Here is an 18,708-nt window from a genome sequence, read left to right as displayed (position 1 = left end):
AGCAATAAAACCAATGATTCTAAAAGAAACTCATATGAAATGTCATAGTCCTCAAAGCAAAATGTAACTTCCCTATCATGAAGAGTAAGAGGGCATTGGCAAACGCCCTCTTACTTATGTAGTTTATGCTTGTGTAAACCTTGATTAGTATTTTGTTTCAATCCATATGATTATTTGTATTTTATTTAATCTTATACTTAAGGCTATTCAAAGATTTCTCTTGTACGTTTTTACCTATAATAGGTTATTAATATAGACGGTTGCGTAAGCAATGGCTATTAGCTAATTAGCTTTACAACACTCTCATAATGTCTTCTAGGTAGAATCCTCTTTAAAGTCTTTTTATCATAGAAGTACAAAATACAAGAATTAAATGAATCAGTATAATTCAAACCACTGTATACTACTCTGAATGAAGCATCCTCTTCTTTTACACACTCAATATTCATATTATAAATGTTTGGTTTTTTTTCCTTTTTAATTACCTTGCCATTCTCATCTTTTACTTTGCGATTACGTTCGATAATCTCCAAAATACCACTTTGTTCAAGTTTATTAATTAGAGTTCTTGTCGTTTTTTCAACTAAACCACTTGCATGGCTCATTTGCATATATGTCATATAAAAATTGCCATTCTTCATTGCATATCTTTTACTATGTATGAGTAAGCAGTAGGTCAACAGCTTTTCATTTTTACTTTTCAATTGCAATATCTGTCTCATTTCCTCATATGTAACAAATAAATCCTTTTCTTCTATCGTTAAACTTATCTCATTTTCATATATGTACTTGACGATTGATTGTATATCTTTAATTCCATCGTCCCATTTAGTTGTATAGTTCCTTGTATCTTGCTCGCCCATCCATTCAACTAATGCCTTGTAAGATTCTTCATTTGTTAAGCCTTGAAAACGGAAATATTTACCTAATTTATACAATGAATTATGTCTCATGCCTGTTGTAGTTAATCCTGTATGTAACAATTTTTCAATTGCTTCAATCGTTTCCTGTTCACCTATGTTTTCCCTATATATTTTTAAGGGTGTATACTTGCTTTCAATAAATCCTCTTACTTCTTCAACCTCTCTTACTTCTACTTCTTCAAGCACATCACGTTCACGCTCTAAGATATTGTATAAAATTCCAACATCCATTTGTTTAATCTTTAGAATATATTTCTTACTCCGAATGGGCTTTAATCCTTTGTCATAATTTACATACCAACAACGAAGTTTACGCTTATTTTTAAAATTAATACCTAATGGGATTTTTACACCTTGCTTCATTGCGTTGGGTCTATATTCTACTTGTCCATAGTCAATGTTAAGCAAGTCCCCTGCATTCATTACTAATAGGTATAATTCATAAGCATCTTCATTTTTGATTGGATTATTGAAATACAATTCTACGTGATAGCCTTTATTCCCGCTTAAGGAGATATGTATATCATCATCTGGAATCCCAATTTCTATTAAACAATTAACTAAACGATAAACAGTCCATTTAGCTTGTTCCTCGTCTATAACATCAACATCAAAGCATATAAATTTTGTATGATTTGTAGAAGAAAAAACACCTAATGTTGCTTTTCCATCTAAATGTCTTTGGATTACATAATCGTTAATTGAAAATACCTTTTCGTTATTATACTTGTTAAAAGTTTGATAATTACCAAGTTCAGATAGAATCAAATACTGATACCTCGCCAAAATAAACAGCTCATTTATTTTATCTATTATATCCTTTTCCTTATTAACCACATTATTCCTCTTTTCCCTTTTAAGGACAAAAGAGGTAATTCCATATATGTTTAATTATTTGCATTACATATTTTTAATAATTTTATGTTTTATATTTGATGTTCTTGGAACACCCCTTTAACCTTCAGTAAATTGAATTTATTTGTTCTAACTTTAACTTTGATTTTGACATTTCCATGTTATCAAGCACTAAATTCATGCTGTAATCACTTGGCTTCCATCAATCCAGATACCATAACTATCAAAGCTATATTGATTATTACTTATTATGTATTCCTTACCTGTATCGTAATCTACAAGTATTTTCTTCTTAGTAACAATACCTTTATAAAGTGGGGAATCCTGTTTTTCCAACATGCCATTAAGAGTTTGTATAAGTATAGAGTAACCATTACCTACGCTAAGTATCTTCCCACTATCCTTAAAGAGATTTATAGTGCTATATGCAGGAATACTCAATTCTTTCATAACATCCTTCGTAGACTCGTAATCTGTTATTCTCACAACCTCATAATCCTTGATAAATACCACTTTGCACTTTATAGCATTAGCTTTGAATGAGTTTTCTCCATGAGATAATACTTGAATATTTCCCATTGTATAATGACCGCCTTTTTCAACATTTGATTCTATGCGGTCTATAGTTGGGCGTGAATTTGGTAATCTCCCACCTTCATTGTATATCTCGCTTAATTCTACCCATTTACTCCAAAACTCTGTATTATTCATTAAGGCTTCCTTCATTTTTACAGGCTTTTTCCAGTCACACTTAACTCCTTTATATGCTTCTTTTTTATCACTTCTTACTCTCTCTAGTACCCTTATACAAGACCTATGTAATAAATACTCTGCTAATTCAATTCCTGTATAATGGTCAATTTTACTTCTGTTTATATCGCTTCTACATTCTTTACAAATTTCCCCTTGATGATAATACTCTTCTCCCTTAACATAATGATTTCTCTTGCTACAATAAAACTTCAGGTTGTCCATACTAATGATTCTCCTTAAAATTTTTTCTCCCTTTCTCGTTAATCTGTTGACAACAGATTAAACACCCTGTACAATAAGGGTAAGGTAATACAACTTTGCCCACAAACGAGAAGTGGGAGTCTTTAAATATACCACCAATCGCTAATTTTGTCAAGTTCATATCTTATGATATAAAACTACTATCAATATATTGATAGTAGTTTTTTTAGTTCTCCCTAATCAAGATTAAATATTCTTACTTGAGGTTTCTCAATGTACTAGTGTTGCGTAATGGTTTTTAGCGGGATATATCATACGAATAGTAATATGTCCGCCCAAAACTCTTATCATTTGTAGTCCTTCCAAGATTTTGCTCATTCTAGTTCAAAATCCTCGCTCACCATTTTCCACAGCAAATAGGACATCGTTGTAGAGAAGTCCTTAGAAGCATGTAACTATTTGATTGTGGATTGTCCCCCCCTATCCCACGCACGTGAGAAACATCTCAATTAAGGCATTTTAAGAGGATTTATTTTACTTTCATACGGTGTAGTTATTAACAAGTGTGTGGCGATTGTAGAGCTATAGGGCTTCTATAACAATGGACGTTTTCTATTGGTCATAAGTACCCCCGAACACCCATAAAATTCTTGGTATTTTAAAGTATGCTTCTCCGCTATACCCATAAGAAAACAAAAAAGAATCCCATCTAATAAAAGACAAGATTCTTTAAACTCAAGCATTTGCATTGCTAGTATTGAATCTCTTCCTCTTTGCTACATCTATTTATATTTTTGTTTTATAGGTATTCCCTTAAATCAGATGCGACCTCTTCTACATCTAAATCTAAATATTGAGTTGTCACGGCTAAATCTGAATGTCCCAGCGCTTTTGAAATTAGTGCAATGCTTGCACCCTTTTCTAATAGGCTCTTAGCGTACGCTCTCCGTATGGCGTGTGCATTGATATTCTCAAGTCCATAGCGTTTAGCATATTTGTTAAGCTGTTTAGAGATGGCACAGTTCGATGACTTGCTTGTGTTCATTTGCAAACCGTTCTGCGTGATGAAGACATTGCGGTTATCTGTGCCAAAATGGGAGCGGATACCATTATTTAATTTGATAAGCATTTTAAGTATATCTGCAAGCTCCTTATCAATGGGTAGCTTTAGGAACTTATGATTTTTCAAAGTTGAGCCATCAAGGTTCAGACATAGATTTTCAAAGTCGATATGACGCTCCCTAAGCTCGCCTAACGTCCGAATACGAATACCTGTCTTGTACATTAACTTAATCGCGCCTGCATCTCTAAAACCAACGAATGAGGTCTGGTCGATGAGTTCTAGAAGCCTGTCAATGTCAGATTCTTTTGCACCCTTTTTGACCTCTTTATCAATCTTGATATGAATGCTATTCCAAAACTTCTCCTTAATCCAACCATTGTTAAAGAACTTGCTGAGAACAGCCTTCGTGGACTTTAAGCGAATCAACTTCGTTGCAGGACTAACCTCTAGTACATCAAGGTAATAATAGAGGGCTTCCATTGTAATATCTTCTACATACCTAAGCTTGCAAGTCGTGGAAAACTGTACAAAGATGTACTGATAGCTTTCAATCGTGCGTGGTCTGTTCCCTGCAATCCTCATTTGCTGAAACACTGTATCAAGAGCCACTTCAATTAACATTCCTTCTCGTTCTAATACTGTCACCTTCGTTGGCATGACCACAACATCACCACCTACCGCAAACACTCCATGTTTTCTACTTCTAGACATAAAAAAACCTCCCAATCAATGTGTGATTAGAAGGTCTATGAACCATGAAATATGATAATTTACTGTAGGGAGCAGAAAAGGGATATTCAACAGGAGTTCAACTCCCGTTCAATATCCCTAGTCATCAAAACCGTTGATACGACTGCGTTTATAGCAGTTTTAAATATGGAGACGGCGGGAGTCGAACCCGCGTCCAGAGGCTCTAACACTTAAGCATCTACGCGTGTAGATTGTCTATTTGGATTCGCGTGGCATTATGCCGGCAATCAGGGCGTCATGTACGCTATCTTGGAAGTCTCTTCCGACTGCCTCAAGAGGCAACAGCCGTCGTATCCCACTAAAGGTTGAGCCCTACAAATGCCACATGGGCGATGGAAATGTAAGGCAGATTCAACAGCTTACGCTGCGAATGCTAGGTTGTTGTTAGTTTTGCCTGTTATTATAAGGTGCCGTTTCTGACGGAGCCGAGCCCTCCGACGCGCAACTCAAGCTAAGACGACCCCTGTCGAATCCGTAACGTCCCCAAAGGGATGTCAGGAGAACCTATTTAAAGGCTTCTGAACTACTTGAACATTAATTAGTATACCACATTTCCATCAAAACTTCAATATTTCTGTCTATCTCTAAGTGCACGATCGATTTCACGTTTCGCATCTTTTTTCTTCAGATCTTGGCGTTTGTCGTAATCTTTCTTACCTTTACCAACACCAATTAATACTTTTGCAAAGCCGTCTTTTAAATACATCTTAATCGGTACAATCGCAGATCCCTGTTCTTTCGTTTGTCCAATCAATTTGCTAATCTGTTTTTTATGAAGAAGTAACTTTCTAGAACGCACCGGATCATGATTGAACTGATTCCCGTGGTCATATGGACTAATGTGCATATTGGTAATCCACGCTTCGTTATTGCGGATTCTTATAAACGCATCCCTCAGCTGAACTTTACTAGTACGGATTGCTTTGATTTCAGTACCTTGTAGAACAATACCTGCCTCAATTGTTTCTTCGATTGCAAAATCATGATTCGCCTTTTTATTAACGGCGACTACCTTCCCCTGGCCTTTCGCCATTTCTTTCACCCCTTAATCAATTACGCCCCGGCGTAATTGCATCCAAATTTTGAATAGCGCTTATGCCTGCTGGACGCAGGTAAGCAACCTTTCAAAGTTTGTGACAATACAGCCCGGAAGCAAAACTGCGGAGCGGCCTAAACCGCTCCTTCTTTACTTTTTCTTTTTAGGCTTAGGTTTAGTACCCGCTTTTTTCGCTGCGCCTTCATAGAACTTTTTCTTTTTACTATATGTGCCTGTTTTCTTTTTATCTTTTGATTTATCTCCAGATTTATTGTCGCCATCCTTTTTCTTTGCATGGATGACTTTTGGAGTTTCTTTACGTGTACGACGGAAGTCTTGTTTCATGCCAACGATTTCAAAATCGATTGTCGATTCTTCAGGCTTCACAGCAATAACTTTCACGGTTACTTCGTCGCCCAGTCTGTATTGTTTGCCAGAACGTTCACCAATCATCATCATTTGTCTGTCGTCAAATCGATAATAATCATCTGTCATATGACTAACGTGAACAAGTCCTTCGATTGTGTTTTCCAGTTCGACAAACAAACCAAAGTTTGTAACCGATGAAATAACGCCTTCGAATTCTTCGCCAATTTTGTCGAGCATAAATTGAGCTTTTTTCAGTGACTCTGTATCCCGTTCTGCTTCAACTGCACGACGCTCCCGTTCAGATGTATGCTCTGCAATATCAGCTAATATCGCACTCCAATGCGCAAGTGTCTGTGTCGACATGTCTTTTTCAATTAGATATGTCCGGATCAAACGGTGGACAATCAAATCTGGGAAGCGGCGGATTGGTGCCGTGAAATGAGTATAAAATTCTGTGGATAATCCAAAGTGACCCAGACTTTGATCTAAATACTTCGCCTGTTGCATTGAACGCAGGAGCATTGTCGAAATAACTGTTTCTTCAGGTAGACCCTCAATTGATTCAACGATTTCCTGCAACGCTTTTGGATGGACCTTATTGCCCGTTCCTTTTACAACAACACCAAAGTTCGTTAGAAATTCGAAGAAACGTTGTAATTTCTCAGCTTTCGGATCTTCGTGAATTCGGTAAATGAACGGTACTTTAAGCCAGTGGAAATGTTCCGCGATTGTTTCGTTCGCAGCAAGCATGAATTCTTCTATCAGGCGTTCTGATACAGTACGCTCCATAATGACAACATCCGTTGGCCATCCTTTTTCATCAACAAGGATTTTCGATTCCTTGAAATTGAAATCAATGGCTCCACGATCTTCTCTCTTCTGTTTCAAAATAGCCGCGAGGTCTGCCATATGGTTAATCATAGGAACAACATGTGCATATTTCTCTGAAAGTTCTTCATCTTTTTCTTCGATGATTTTATAAACTTCATTATAAGTCATACGTTCTTTCGAGCGAATAACACTCTCAAATATTTCGTGCTCGACGACTTTCCCGTTGCGATCTATCGTCATTGTGCAAGATAACGTAAGCCTATCGACACCTGGATTCAATGAACAGATTCCGTTCGATAATCTATGCGGTAACATTGGGATAACTCTATCCGTCAAGTACACACTTGTTCCACGGTCATAAGCGTCATCACCCATTGCAGAATTCTCCGTCACATAATAACTGACATCCGAAATATGAACAGATAATATATAGCTACCATTGTCGTTTTTCACAACTGAAATGGCATCGTCAAGGTCTTTGGCATCCGCGCCATCAATTGTAATCGAAAGTTCTTCACGGAGATCACGACGTTTGAACAAATCTTCTTCCTGAACTTCTTCAGGTATTTTATTTGCCTGGTCTAGTACTGCTTGCGGAAAGTCAACTTCAATTCCATGCTTATGAATAATAGACAAGATGTCCACGCCAGGATCATTTCTGTGACCAAGGATTTGTGTCACCATACCTGTTGCTGATTTCCCGTCTACAGGCCAGTCTGTTATTTCAACAACGACTTTGTGACCGTCAACCGCATCAAGTGAATCTCCTTTACCGATGAAAACGTCCATTGGTAATTTTTTATCATCAGGAACAACGAAACCGAAGCCTTTATTGTTCTGGTACATGCCCACTACCTTTGTTGTTTTGCGTTCCACGACACGTGTAATTGCCCCTTCACGTCTACCGCCTGATGTGGCATTAACGACACGTATGAGGACAGTATCTCCGTTCATCGCGCCATTTACTTCATGTGGTGGTATGAATACATCATCCATTCCTTCTACATCCGGTGCCACAAAACCAAATCCTTTTGCATGCCCGATGAATTTTCCACGAAGGAGATTCATGCCTTCTGGCACGCCATAACGGTTCGATTTCGAGCGAATAATTTGCCCTTTTTGTTCAAGGTCAACAAGCATTTTCACTAGTTCCTTAAACTCCGCCGCCTGTTCAAATCCCAATACTTCCTGAATTTCCTGTACGGTTAGCGGCTTATACGATTCTTCTTTCATTAGAGACAGCAATTTTTGCTGTATGTCTTGTTCTAAGCTATCCAATTGCATCACTCCTTATAAGTCTATAGTATGGTCATTGGTCTTATCTTTCACTCATTCCAGTCCAATGATTCCAAGAATTTCAAAATATCTTCATGAAGTTTCACTTTTTCGGGTCCGAGTGTAATGACATGTCCCGATTGTTCATACCATTTAATATTTTTTATGTCTGATTCGGTATTGTCATAAATAACGTTTGCGGAATCGGTATCGATAACATCATCGTTTGTGGCCTGCACAACAAATAGCGGTGCATAGATGTGATCGATATGATCTCGTACATCATAGACAAGTGCACGAAGTTCTTCGAGAGAAGGCATATTTTGCGCACGTAATGCCTCTATATCTCTTTCGATGTCTTCTTCGGCTTTCCCTTCAAACTTCTTATACTCCCGTGCATATTTAAGGACACCTTCATACATAATGTCAGTTGTTCTCATCGACATTGGCGCGCACATTGTAACAATACCCTTCACTGGCTTGTTATACCCTAATTTGAGCGAAAATACGCCTCCTAATGACAATCCAGCAACTGCAATCTCATCGTATCCAGCTTCCTTTAATTGATTATAACCCGTAAGAACATCTTCCCACCACTCTTCGGGACCTGTGTGGATCAATTCTTCTGGGGGAACACCGTGGCCTTTGTAATGGGGTGCAAGCGAGGTGTAGCCTTCCTTTTCAAGAAACCGTCCCAACATCCGTACGTCCGCTGAGGTACCTGTAAATCCATGTAGCAGTAAAACTGCACGCTTCCCTCTTTCGAAAAAGAATGGTTTCGGTTGTGCAATTCTCATTTAGATCATCCTTTCTAAGAAAAGTGCAAGGCGCCGTTCAGCTCCGACAGGCATAAGACGGGCGGGCTAAGCGGCGTTCTTTGCCGAATAGTCTGACTGACTTATGTCCCGAGGAGTTGGCGCCTGGAGCTAGACAACGACCCCAGTAGAAAACTTATACTTCCCTACTTTTAATAAAAAACGCCCGACCAGTCGGAAGGTCAGGCGATAATGGTCTATTTAAGATTATACTTTCATAATGACGATTGCCAATACGATAAACAAAACGGCAAGTACAACAGTGACCCGTTGAAGTACGAGGTCAAGTCCACGTGCTTTTTGTTTTCCGAAAAGTTGTTCGGCTCCGCCAGAGATGGCTCCTGATAGACCTGCGCTTTTCCCAGATTGCAATAATACGACTACGATCAATGATAGTGCTACGATTACGAGCAGTGTCATCAGCAAAGTATGCATTTTGTTCCACCTCCCGATTCGAACTTCACAACAGTTCTATTTTACCAAAAACAGACTGGTGTTACAACCTATTGTTCTAATTTTAAGACAGAAGTTCTCATAGTCACTCAGTGAGTTTCCACTCAATCTATTAAAAACCAAAGAAAAACCCGCCGAAGCGGGTTTTTAGCAATCATTATTTCTTCAAGTTATAAAACGTTTTAACACCAAGATACTCAGCAGTATCATCTAGCTGATCTTCAATACGAAGCAATTGGTTGTATTTCGCAACGCGGTCCGTACGAGATGGTGCACCCGTTTTGATTTGTCCAGCGTTTGTTGCAACTGCGATATCAGCAATTGTCGTATCTTCTGATTCACCTGAACGGTGGGAAATAACTGCCGTATAGCCAGCGCGCTTCGCCATTTCAATCGCATCAAACGTTTCCGTCAATGTACCGATTTGGTTCACTTTGATAAGGATTGAGTTACCAATACCCTCTTCAATTCCTCGTGCCAGTTTTTCTGTGTTCGTTACGAACAAGTCATCTCCGACAAGTTGAATTTTTTTGCCTAAGCGGTCCGTCAATAGTTTATGACCCGCCCAGTCATTTTCATCCAAACCATCTTCGATAGAGATGATTGGATACTTACTGCAAAGCTCTTCATACCAATCAACCATTTCTGCCGATGTTTTTACGATACCTTCGCCAGCAAGATTGTACGTACCATCTTCTTTATTGAAAAACTCAGATGCTGCAACGTCCATTGCAAGGAGAACTTCCTCGCCTGGTTTGTAGCCTGCTTTTTCGATTGCTTCAAGGATAATAGACAAAGCTTCTTCATTGGAAGATAAGTTCGGAGCGAATCCGCCTTCATCACCCACTGATGTATTCATGCCTTTTGCCTGTAGAACAGTCTTAAGGGTATGGAAAATTTCCGCGCCCATACGAAGACCTTCGTGGAATGAAGTAGCGCCGACTGGCATTACCATAAACTCTTGAATGTCCACGTTGTTATCCGCATGCTCGCCACCGTTTAGAATGTTCATCATTGGCACTGGCAATTGTTTTGCGTTAATGCCGCCTAGATATTGATAAAGGGGAATATCAAGATAATCAGAAGCAGCATGTGCGACAGCTATCGATACGCCAAGAATTGCATTTGCGCCCAATTTACCTTTGTTGGCAGTACCATCAATTTCAATCAACGCTTTGTCAATCGTCACTTGATCAAGAACTGAAAACGCATCTTCCAATTCCGCCGAAATAACTTCATTAACATGGTCAACCGCTTGAAGAACACCCTTGCCCAAGTAGCGATCCGGATCACCGTCACGTAGTTCTACTGCCTCATATTCGCCTGTTGAAGCGCCAGATGGAACGATTGCCCGACCAAATGCACCGCTTTCCGTAAATACTTCAACCTCTACTGTTGGATTTCCACGTGAATCAAGTACTTCTCTCGCTTGGATAAGTGTAATGATTGGCATGTCATTCTCCCCTTTTTAAAATAATGGTGTGCCGGTCATTTCTACCGGTTGTTCTACTTGTAACAATTTTAGCATTGTTGGTGCCAAGTCTGCGAGTTTACCGCCTTCGCGCAAACTAATTCCTGCCTTCGTAACGATAACCGGAACCGGATTCGTTGTGTGGGCCGTCATCGGAGCCCCGTCTTGCGTAGTTACTTCATCAGCATTTCCATGATCAGCCGTTACGATTGCCGTACCGCCTTTAGCATGGATTGCGTCGATAATTTTGCCAAGGCATATATCAACCGTTTCAATCGCTTTGATGGTTGGTTCCAGCATTCCACTATGCCCGACCATGTCGGGATTTGCGAAATTGAGAATAATTGCATCAAAACGATTCGCCTCAATTCCTTCAATAAGCGATTCCGTCACTTGGTAAGCACTCATCTCCGGTTGCAAGTCATACGTTGCAACTTTCGGTGAAGCTATCAAGATTCGTTCTTCACCTATGAACTTGTCTTCTCGTCCGCCACTCATGAAAAAAGTGACATGTGGAAATTTCTCGGTTTCCGCAATGCGCAGTTGTGTCAAACCGTTGCGGGCGATAACTTCACCAAGAGTGTTTTCCAAGTTGTCACTACTATAAGCGACATCTGCAACAATGTCGTCACTATAATGAGTGAATGTCACAAACTTCAAATCTTTATATCTTTTCGTTCCTGTTTCAAATTCATCAAAAGTAGAATCTGTTAAGGCGCGTGAAAGCTGAATGGCACGATCCGGACGGAAATTAAAGAATACAACTGCATCCCCGTCTTCAACCGTCGCAACCGGTTTACCAAGTTCTTCTATAAGGAATGGTACAACGAATTCATCATGAACGCCTTGCTTATACGACGCTAGTACGCCTGCAGTTGGCGTAGCTGCCGTTAAAGCAGCGCCTTCAACAATCGCACGGTAGACCTTTTCTAAACGCTCCCAGCGCTTATCACGATCCATCGCATAATACCGGCCTGAAATACTTGCAAACTTACCAACGCCCAGCTCTTGCATGAATGTTTCAGTCTTTTCAATGTAATCAAGAGAAGATTGTGGGCTCACATCACGACCATCCAGGAAGGCATGGACAAATACTTTATCAAGTCCATTCAACTTCGCTAGGCGAAGAAGTGCGAATAGATGCTCATAATGGCTATGTACACCACCGTCGGATAGTAACCCCATCAGATGGAGTGCAGAGCCGTTTTCCTTCGCGTGTGTAACTGCTCTCAGAAGCGTTTCGTTATCGAAAAAGTCAGCTTCCCTGATTGACTTATTAATACGAGTCAAACTTTGATAGACGACGCGACCAGCTCCAATATTTAGATGCCCTACTTCAGAGTTACCCATCTGTCCTTCAGGAAGACCTACCGCCTCCCCACAAGCTGTCAGCGTTGAATGCGGGAAGTTGTTCCATAATAGATCGTAATTCGGCTTATTCGCCTGTGCAACTGCATTTCCTAGCTTGTCATCACGAAGGCCAAAGCCATCCAAAATGATAAGCGCTACCGGACTTTTACTCATGTGCTCCAGCCTCTAGCAATTTCAAGAATGATGCAGGATCCAAACTTGCGCCGCCGACAAGTGCGCCATCGATATGTTCCATTGTGAGAAGTTCTTCAATATTGTCCGGTTTAACGCTACCGCCATATTGAATACGAATTTGGTCTGCAACTGTTTCATTATATAATTCGCCGATTGTCGTACGGATTGCTCCACATACTTCATTGGCATCTTGTGCAGTTGCTGTTTTACCTGTACCGATAGCCCAGATTGGCTCATAAGCTATGACTGCTTGTGCCGCTAAATCAGCGCTGACGCCTTCGAATGCTTTTTTCACTTGTCCCGCAACTAATTCAACTGTTTGTCCACTTTCCCGATCTTCAAGTGATTCTCCCACACAGACGATTGGCGTAAGCTTGTAGTCAAATGCTGCATGGACTTTCTTGTTGACGGATTCATCTGTTTCGTTGAAGTATTGACGACGCTCAGAATGACCCAGGACAACATAACCAACGCCGATTTCTGACAGCATCGCTGGACTGATTTCGCCCGTGAAAGCACCTTCTTTTACGTCATGCATCGTTTGTGCACCAATACCTACTGCTGAACCTTTTGTAATTTGTACAAGTTCTGAAAGGTATAAAGCTGGTGGACAGATAACCGCTTCCAATTTTTCTGAAGCTGCTGCTTTTTCTTGCACTTCTATCGCGAAACTTTTCGCTTCTTCAAGAGACTTGTACATTTTCCAGTTACCCGCAATTATTCGTTTTCGCAAAATGTTTCCCCCCGATCATTTATCGTTCAGTGCAGTGAGGCCCGGTAGGTCTTTTCCCTCCATGAATTCAAGAGAAGCGCCTCCACCAGTTGAAATGTGATCCATTTTATCTCCTACGCCGAACTTTTCGACAGCAGCGGCTGAATCGCCCCCACCAATAACTGTATATGCTTTTGTTTCAGCCATCGCTTTTGCAACTCGTTGTGTGCCACCCGCGAACGGCTCCATTTCAAACACACCCATAGGCCCGTTCCAAATGATCAATTTCGACTCTTTAATAACGTCTGCGTAAAGTTCAGCTGTTTTTGGTCCAATATCCAGACCCATCCATCCTTCTGGTATGGAATCGATATTCACGTTTTTTGTCTCTGCATCTTTTGAAAACGCATCCGCTATGACAACGTCGATTGGTAAGTATAAATTAACGCCTTTTTCTTTGGCTTTTTGAATAAATGAGTTCGCCAGGTCGATTTTATCTTCCTCAAGGAGCGAATCTCCTATTTCATGGCCTTGTGCTTTTGCAAACGTATATGATAATCCGCCGCCGATAATCAAATTATCCACTTTGTCTAATAGATGATCGATGACGCCAATTTTGTCTTTCACTTTGGCTCCGCCAATAATTGCTGTGAACGGACGGTCAGGCTCTGATAATGCCTTACTGAGAATGTCCAATTCTTTTTCAAGAAGGAGGCCAGATACAGCCGGAATATGTTGCGCTATGCCCGCAGTAGAAGCATGTGCACGGTGTGCAGCACCGAATGCATCATTGACGAAAACATCAGCGAGTTCCGCAAATTGCTTCGCTAGTCCTGCATCATTCTTTTCTTCTCCAGCATGGAACCTAACATTTTCAAGCAGAATGATATCGCCGTTTTTCATTGTCGAAATGGTTTCTTCCACTTCTTTCCCAATGGATGAATCGAGCTTTGTTACCGGCTTGCCAATCAATTCCGCAAGTTTTTCTCCTGCAGCAGTAAGCCGCATGTCTTCATTCACTTCGCCTTTTGGACGTCCTAAATGACTCGCGAGAATAACTTTCGCACCCTGAGCTACCATATAATTGATGGTCGGAATTGCTGCACGGATCCTTGTATCATCCGTTACATTCCCATCTTCCATAGGTACATTGAAATCTACCCGGCAAAAAACGCGTTTCCCTTCAAGCTGCATATCTTTCATCGTCTTTTTCGACACCATGAAAACGCCCACCTCCATATATAATTTAGAAAAGTGCAAGGCGCCTGCTTAGACGCGACAGGCATAAGTCGATCCAGGGAAGGCAGTCTAAGAGCGCGACGTCCTGTCGCAACGACTGCATAACTGCATCCTTGCAGGCACGACGTGGCGCTCTTTGCCACATAGCTGGATTGCTTATGACCCGAGCGGCTGGCGCCTGGAGTCTAGACAACGACCCAAGTAGAAAAAACTAATACTTTATCTTAAAAAAAAATGAGGAACGGGGTAACCCCCCGCTCCTCTTACCCAACTACATTATAAGGGGTTTTATTGTTTATGGCTATATTTAACTGAATTATAGACCTTTACCAAACATATAAAGTGCCAAGTCCACACAACGTGCAGAATAAGCTGATTCGTTGTCATACCAAGTAATTACTTTCACCATGTTATCTTCAAGGACCATCGTTGAAAGACCATCTACAGTAGATGATGAAGTATTTCCGTTATAATCTTTAGAAACTAGTGGGAGTTCATTATAAGCCAAGAAACCTTTCAGCTCATTTTCAGACGCGTTTTTCAATGCATTGTTCACATCAGCAATTGTCACATCTTTCTCAAGTTCAGCGACAAAGTCAACGAGTGAAACGTTTGGTGTTGGAACGCGGACAGCCATACCGTCAAGTTTACCTTTCAATTCAGGAATAACTTTTGTTACAGCTGAAGCTGCGCCTGTCGTAGTTGGAATCATGTTTTCTGCAGCTGCACGAGCACGTCTGTAATCCGAATGCGGTAAATCCAAAATGCGTTGGTCATTTGTGTACGAGTGAATTGTTGTCATTAGACCGCGTTTTATACCGAATTCGTTGTGAAGTACTTTTACAACTGGAGCAAGACAGTTTGTCGTACATGATGCATTCGATACGATGTTATCATTTGCCGGATCGTATGACTCGTGGTTAACACCCATTACAAGTGTCGTGATATCGCCTTTTGCCGGTGATGACAAGATAACTTTTTTCGCACCCGCTTCAAGGTGTTTGTTCAGTCCAGCTCTGTCCGTAAATACGCCTGTCGAATCAACGACAACGTCAACCCCAAGTGTGCCCCATGGTAGCGCTGCTGGATCTTTTTCTGCATATACTTTCACTCTTTTGCCATCGACAATAAGCGTGTCATTATCAAAACTGACTTCCGCGTCAAATACGCCATGTACAGAGTCATACTTCAAAAGATGTGCAAGCATTGCTGCATCCGTCAAATCGTTCACTGCTACAATTTCAATTTCCTCTTGTTTCAAAGCTTCGCGGAATACTTTACGTCCAATCCGTCCAAATCCGTTAATCGCAAGTTTCAAAGTCATAATATATTCCTCCATGTTGTTTTTTAGTTTATAGTTAAAAAATTTCTTATAGCTACATTTACACAAAGCCCATCTAAACCTATTCCCTGAAAATACCCGTCTTAGTCATTTATGCGTTTATTTATTGACGAGTATTTTCAGCATTTCAGTTGCTGCACCTTCATCAGTTACTAAAATCGTTTGTTTAGGCGCACTTGCCATATAAGCCAAGATAGCTTCAGCTTTACTGCTGCCGCCTGCGACTGAAATGATAAGCGGAATCTTCTCGAGATGGCCAGTTTGGATACCGATTGTCCGTAATCTGTGGACAACGTTACCATCCTGGTCAAAATAATAACCGAATGCTTCGCCTTTAGCTCCATTGTCTTGGATCATATCTCGCTCTTCTGTAGGCGAATTACGCATAATTGCCATTGTTTGCGCGTCGCCTACTCCATGCAGAACACAATCTGTTGTGTCATAAAGTTCAAGCATTTTCAAGACGGAAGGTTCTTTTCGGAACGCTTCATGGGCTTCTTCGCTTAACGACTCTGGATAATAAAATGTACTATACGTACCTCCACATGCCGAGGCGAATGAGGCCGCAATGACATTCGCTTGCAATCCAATATCATCTCCTACACCGCCTCTTGCAGCGATGAATAGCAGATTATTGGTACCACTAAACTTTTCGATATGAAGTGGAATCGATGCAATTGTACTTCCTCCAGTGACGGCGACGACTTTGCCCTCGTCAATTTTAGAAGAAAATTGTTTCGCTGCCTCCATACCAAGTAAGCTTTTCGAAGCGGTATCGGTATCGCAGTTACCTGCAACAACTTTGACTGATTGAATGCCAAGGAATTCCATTAGTCTTTTTGCAATAGACGTACGGCCCGACCAGTCTTCCATTGAAGACTCAAGAGCAAGTAAGACAGTCAATCCTTCAGTGGTGATTGAAGCTCCGTCTTTTGCAATAGTAATCAGATTTTGACCCCTTAGCGTATCCATCATGGTTCGCGTTTCCCGCTCCGATAAACCAGCCATCTGACCGAGTGGACGCCTTCCAATTGGACCTGCCATTTTTACAAGCTTTAATATCCGATATCTTTGCTGCATTAACTCCATCATTTCTGGTACGAGTTTACTCTGTGCATCCATCAAAACGTCCAATGGCTGCCCTCCTCTTTACCATAGGGACATTTAACGACCCTACATACTGAATAGCGTCCCACATAAAGCAAAAAAATATTTCTAACTTCATTATAGCTCTTTTCATTCGACTTTACAAACAATACAGCATTAATTATCAGAATAAATCAATGATATCAGCGTAGCCAATTGACCCGTAAAGCATAACATCGCCATCTTTTTCAATGACAGGAATCAAAAACATATATTTCTCATGACTTTCATCATCAGTTTCTATATCTACTTTCGTCCACGTCAGCGGGAAATCCTCTTGGACAAGTTTCATCATTAATTCAGCTTCATCACAAAGGTGACAACCTGGTTTTGTGTAAAATTTCACATGCACTCTAATGCACCTCACTACCTCTATAATACCCTCATTATAAAAGAATAATGGGCGGCATGCACAGGATATTGCCTGTGCATGTCACCCGTTATTTTTTTACCAGCTTCGGCCTGCTCCGCCACCACCGCCGGAACCACCGCCACCGAAACCACCAAAGCCGCCGCCGGAATTACCGCCACCACTTCTGCCCCCAATAGAACCAGGGAAGAAAATTGGCCCTCCGCTACGCCGTCCGCCCGAACCGCCTCCGCCTCCTCGGCCTCCTCTATTACTGATAACACGGAAGACAATGTAAATAATGATGAAAAGGATGACGGGGAATGGAATACCGAATCCCCCATCACTTGAGTCGGAATCTATAGTTGTGACGGGCACATCCGCGCCATCCCAGCCATATTCAGCTGCGATTTCATTGTAGAATGATTTATATGCTTCCATGATCGCCATGTCAGGCTGTTGCTTATTCAAATAAGGAACAGCTACTTCATCCATTATACTTCCGACTTTTCCGTCCGGAAGGGCACCCTCTAATCCATACCCGACCGATAGTTCGAAATGTCGTTTACCATCGGAATTTTTCTCTGTTGTAACAACTAGCAAAGCTCCGTTATTTTTTTCCTTATTGCCTAATTTAAATTCCCTAAGCTTCTCTACTGCATATTCCTCAACTGGCTTATCGCCTATGCTCGGGAGGATCAATACCGCAAGTTCCGCTGTCGTAGCATTATTTAATTGAATCCCATATTGCTCAAGTTCCGCTTTCTGTTCAGCGGACAACACATTCGCAGTATCTTGAACGACCGGAACAGCAGCATCAGCCGAAAACACTGCTGAGTTTAACGATGTAAAAACAATCAGACATGCCGTCACCAGTATGCGGACAGCTTTTCTAATCATTCCTTGTCATCTCCAAAATCGACATTCGGCGCTTCATTTGCAGCTGCATCGGCTTTAAAGTATTCCTTTTCATCATATCCGAAAATGGATGCAACGATTTTTCCGGGGAATCTTTTCACTTGCCTATTGTAATTGGCGACTACGTCGTTATAATCCTTACGCGCAACGCCCAGACGGTTTTCAGTTCCGGCCAGTTCATCCATCAACTTAGTGAAATTTTCATTTGCTTTTAAATCAGGATAATTCTCGACGACGACAAGGAGACGACTAAGCGCACCCGCTAAGTCAGCGTTTGCATCCGCTTGTTCTACGGGCCCATTTGCTCCGGCAAGTCTTGCACGGGAATCTGCAATGTCACTGATAATCTCTTTTTCATGGCTCGCGAAACCTTTAACCGTGCTTACCAAGTTCGGTATCAGATCGAGCCTCCGTTGTAGTTGATTTTCAACTTGTGCATACGCCTGGTCCACATCTTCTTCTAAATTAACGAATTTGTTATAACTTGGAACCAGTATCATAGCCAAAACTGCAAGTATGATTACGATTACCGCAATTGGTCCTAAAACTTTTTTCATGTTAACACTCCTCACGAGTTAGTTACTTTCATTTACCCTCTCGAACACCGTGTCGAAACTTTTACTACAGTAGTATATACAGTATGACGATTGAAAAGGTTTCAT

The 18,708-nt window shown here is 40.9% G+C and carries 16 protein-coding genes and 1 other RNA gene; all 17 read right to left on the bottom strand.

From position 1 onward, the window contains the following. Window positions 1-278 precede the first annotated feature (278 nt). The 17 genes from AZE41_RS04275 to AZE41_RS04195 all read right to left on the bottom strand — a co-directional run bounded on the left by AZE41_RS04275 (window position 279) and on the right by AZE41_RS04195 (window position 18,603). The gene (locus tag AZE41_RS04275) at window positions 279-1,760 is read right to left on the bottom strand and encodes a TOTE conflict system archaeo-eukaryotic primase domain-containing protein (RefSeq protein WP_067206038.1); all 1,482 of its coding nucleotides are present in this window, start codon (window positions 1,758-1,760) and stop codon (window positions 279-281) included. Window positions 1,761-1,955: 195 nt separating this feature from the next. Beyond that, the gene (locus tag AZE41_RS04270; RefSeq protein WP_067206036.1) at window positions 1,956-2,753 is read right to left on the bottom strand and encodes a hypothetical protein; all 798 of its coding nucleotides are present in this window, start codon (window positions 2,751-2,753) and stop codon (window positions 1,956-1,958) included. A gap of 778 nt (window positions 2,754-3,531) precedes the next feature. Continuing rightward, complete coding sequence (locus tag AZE41_RS04265; protein WP_067206034.1) at window positions 3,532-4,506, bottom strand: tyrosine-type recombinase/integrase; 975 nt, start codon at window positions 4,504-4,506, stop codon at window positions 3,532-3,534. Between the two features lie 163 nt (window positions 4,507-4,669). After that, window positions 4,670-5,030, bottom strand: a transfer-messenger RNA (tmRNA) gene (gene ssrA / locus AZE41_RS04260). Between the two features lie 80 nt (window positions 5,031-5,110). After that, window positions 5,111-5,578 (bottom strand): SsrA-binding protein SmpB, encoded by a 468-nt coding sequence (gene smpB, locus AZE41_RS04255; protein WP_067206031.1) that lies wholly within the window; start codon window positions 5,576-5,578, stop codon window positions 5,111-5,113. 153 nt (window positions 5,579-5,731) lie between these two features. After that, window positions 5,732-8,014, bottom strand: a complete 2,283-nt coding sequence (gene rnr / locus AZE41_RS04250) for a ribonuclease R (protein ID WP_231885816.1) — start codon at window positions 8,012-8,014, stop codon at window positions 5,732-5,734. Between the two features lie 92 nt (window positions 8,015-8,106). Beyond that, window positions 8,107-8,853 (bottom strand): alpha/beta hydrolase, encoded by a 747-nt coding sequence (locus AZE41_RS04245; protein ID WP_067206026.1) that lies wholly within the window; start codon window positions 8,851-8,853, stop codon window positions 8,107-8,109. Between the two features lie 225 nt (window positions 8,854-9,078). Continuing rightward, window positions 9,079-9,306, bottom strand: coding sequence for a preprotein translocase subunit SecG (gene secG, locus AZE41_RS04240; RefSeq protein ID WP_067206024.1), 228 nt, complete (start codon window positions 9,304-9,306; stop codon window positions 9,079-9,081). Window positions 9,307-9,481: 175 nt separating this feature from the next. After that, complete coding sequence (eno, locus tag AZE41_RS04235; protein WP_067206021.1) at window positions 9,482-10,777, bottom strand: phosphopyruvate hydratase; 1,296 nt, start codon at window positions 10,775-10,777, stop codon at window positions 9,482-9,484. Between the two features lie 15 nt (window positions 10,778-10,792). After that, window positions 10,793-12,319 carry a 2,3-bisphosphoglycerate-independent phosphoglycerate mutase gene (gpmI, locus tag AZE41_RS04230; protein ID WP_067206019.1) on the bottom strand — a complete coding sequence of 509 codons (1,527 nt, stop codon included), beginning with the start codon at window positions 12,317-12,319 and terminating at the stop codon, window positions 10,793-10,795. Further along, a complete protein-coding gene (gene tpiA / locus AZE41_RS04225; protein ID WP_067206017.1) occupies window positions 12,312-13,073 on the bottom strand; it encodes a triose-phosphate isomerase in 762 nt (253 codons plus the stop codon). The genes gpmI and tpiA overlap by 8 nt, the downstream gene beginning before the upstream one ends. Before the next feature lie 15 nt (window positions 13,074-13,088). Beyond that, window positions 13,089-14,270, bottom strand: coding sequence for a phosphoglycerate kinase (locus AZE41_RS04220; protein WP_197485404.1), 1,182 nt, complete (start codon window positions 14,268-14,270; stop codon window positions 13,089-13,091). Window positions 14,271-14,607: 337 nt separating this feature from the next. Further along, complete coding sequence (gene gap, locus AZE41_RS04215; RefSeq protein ID WP_067206007.1) at window positions 14,608-15,615, bottom strand: type I glyceraldehyde-3-phosphate dehydrogenase; 1,008 nt, start codon at window positions 15,613-15,615, stop codon at window positions 14,608-14,610. A 117-nt stretch (window positions 15,616-15,732) separates the two neighbouring features. After that, window positions 15,733-16,767: a sugar-binding transcriptional regulator gene (locus AZE41_RS04210; protein ID WP_082786484.1), complete on the bottom strand. Its 1,035-nt coding sequence runs from the start codon at window positions 16,765-16,767 to the stop codon at window positions 15,733-15,735. A gap of 136 nt (window positions 16,768-16,903) precedes the next feature. After that, the gene (locus AZE41_RS04205; RefSeq protein WP_082786483.1) at window positions 16,904-17,131 is read right to left on the bottom strand and encodes a glutaredoxin family protein; all 228 of its coding nucleotides are present in this window, start codon (window positions 17,129-17,131) and stop codon (window positions 16,904-16,906) included. A 96-nt stretch (window positions 17,132-17,227) separates the two neighbouring features. Then, complete coding sequence (locus AZE41_RS04200) at window positions 17,228-18,028, bottom strand: TPM domain-containing protein (RefSeq protein WP_067206005.1); 801 nt, start codon at window positions 18,026-18,028, stop codon at window positions 17,228-17,230. Continuing rightward, complete coding sequence (locus AZE41_RS04195) at window positions 18,025-18,603, bottom strand: LemA family protein (RefSeq protein ID WP_067206003.1); 579 nt, start codon at window positions 18,601-18,603, stop codon at window positions 18,025-18,027. The genes AZE41_RS04200 and AZE41_RS04195 overlap by 4 nt, the downstream gene beginning before the upstream one ends. Between the last annotated feature and the right edge of the window lie 105 nt (window positions 18,604-18,708).

Source organism: Sporosarcina psychrophila (genome assembly GCF_001590685.1).
Classification (GTDB): Bacteria; Bacillota; Bacilli; order Bacillales_A; family Planococcaceae; genus Sporosarcina; species Sporosarcina psychrophila.
This window is presented reverse-complemented; position numbering and strand designations above follow the sequence as displayed.

What these genes read in the sequence shown, in the direction of transcription:
- AZE41_RS04270 (WP_067206036.1), bottom strand. Translation starts at nt 2,753, where the DNA reads ATGGACAACCTGAAGTTTTATTGTAGCAAGAGAAATCATTATGTTAAG.
- AZE41_RS04265 (WP_067206034.1), bottom strand. Translation starts at nt 4,506, where the DNA reads ATGTCTAGAAGTAGAAAACATGGAGTGTTTGCGGTAGGTGGTGATGTT.
- smpB (WP_067206031.1), bottom strand. Translation starts at nt 5,578, where the DNA reads ATGGCGAAAGGCCAGGGGAAGGTAGTCGCCGTTAATAAAAAGGCGAAT.
- rnr (WP_231885816.1), bottom strand. Translation starts at nt 8,014, where the DNA reads ATGAAAGAAGAATCGTATAAGCCGCTAACCGTACAGGAAATTCAGGAA.
- AZE41_RS04245 (WP_067206026.1), bottom strand. Translation starts at nt 8,853, where the DNA reads ATGAGAATTGCACAACCGAAACCATTCTTTTTCGAAAGAGGGAAGCGT.
- secG (WP_067206024.1), bottom strand. Translation starts at nt 9,306, where the DNA reads ATGCATACTTTGCTGATGACACTGCTCGTAATCGTAGCACTATCATTG.
- eno (WP_067206021.1), bottom strand. Translation starts at nt 10,777, where the DNA reads ATGCCAATCATTACACTTATCCAAGCGAGAGAAGTACTTGATTCACGT.
- gpmI (WP_067206019.1), bottom strand. Translation starts at nt 12,319, where the DNA reads ATGAGTAAAAGTCCGGTAGCGCTTATCATTTTGGATGGCTTTGGCCTT.
- gap (WP_067206007.1), bottom strand. Translation starts at nt 15,615, where the DNA reads ATGACTTTGAAACTTGCGATTAACGGATTTGGACGGATTGGACGTAAA.
- AZE41_RS04200 (WP_067206005.1), bottom strand. Translation starts at nt 18,028, where the DNA reads ATGATTAGAAAAGCTGTCCGCATACTGGTGACGGCATGTCTGATTGTT.
- AZE41_RS04195 (WP_067206003.1), bottom strand. Translation starts at nt 18,603, where the DNA reads ATGAAAAAAGTTTTAGGACCAATTGCGGTAATCGTAATCATACTTGCA.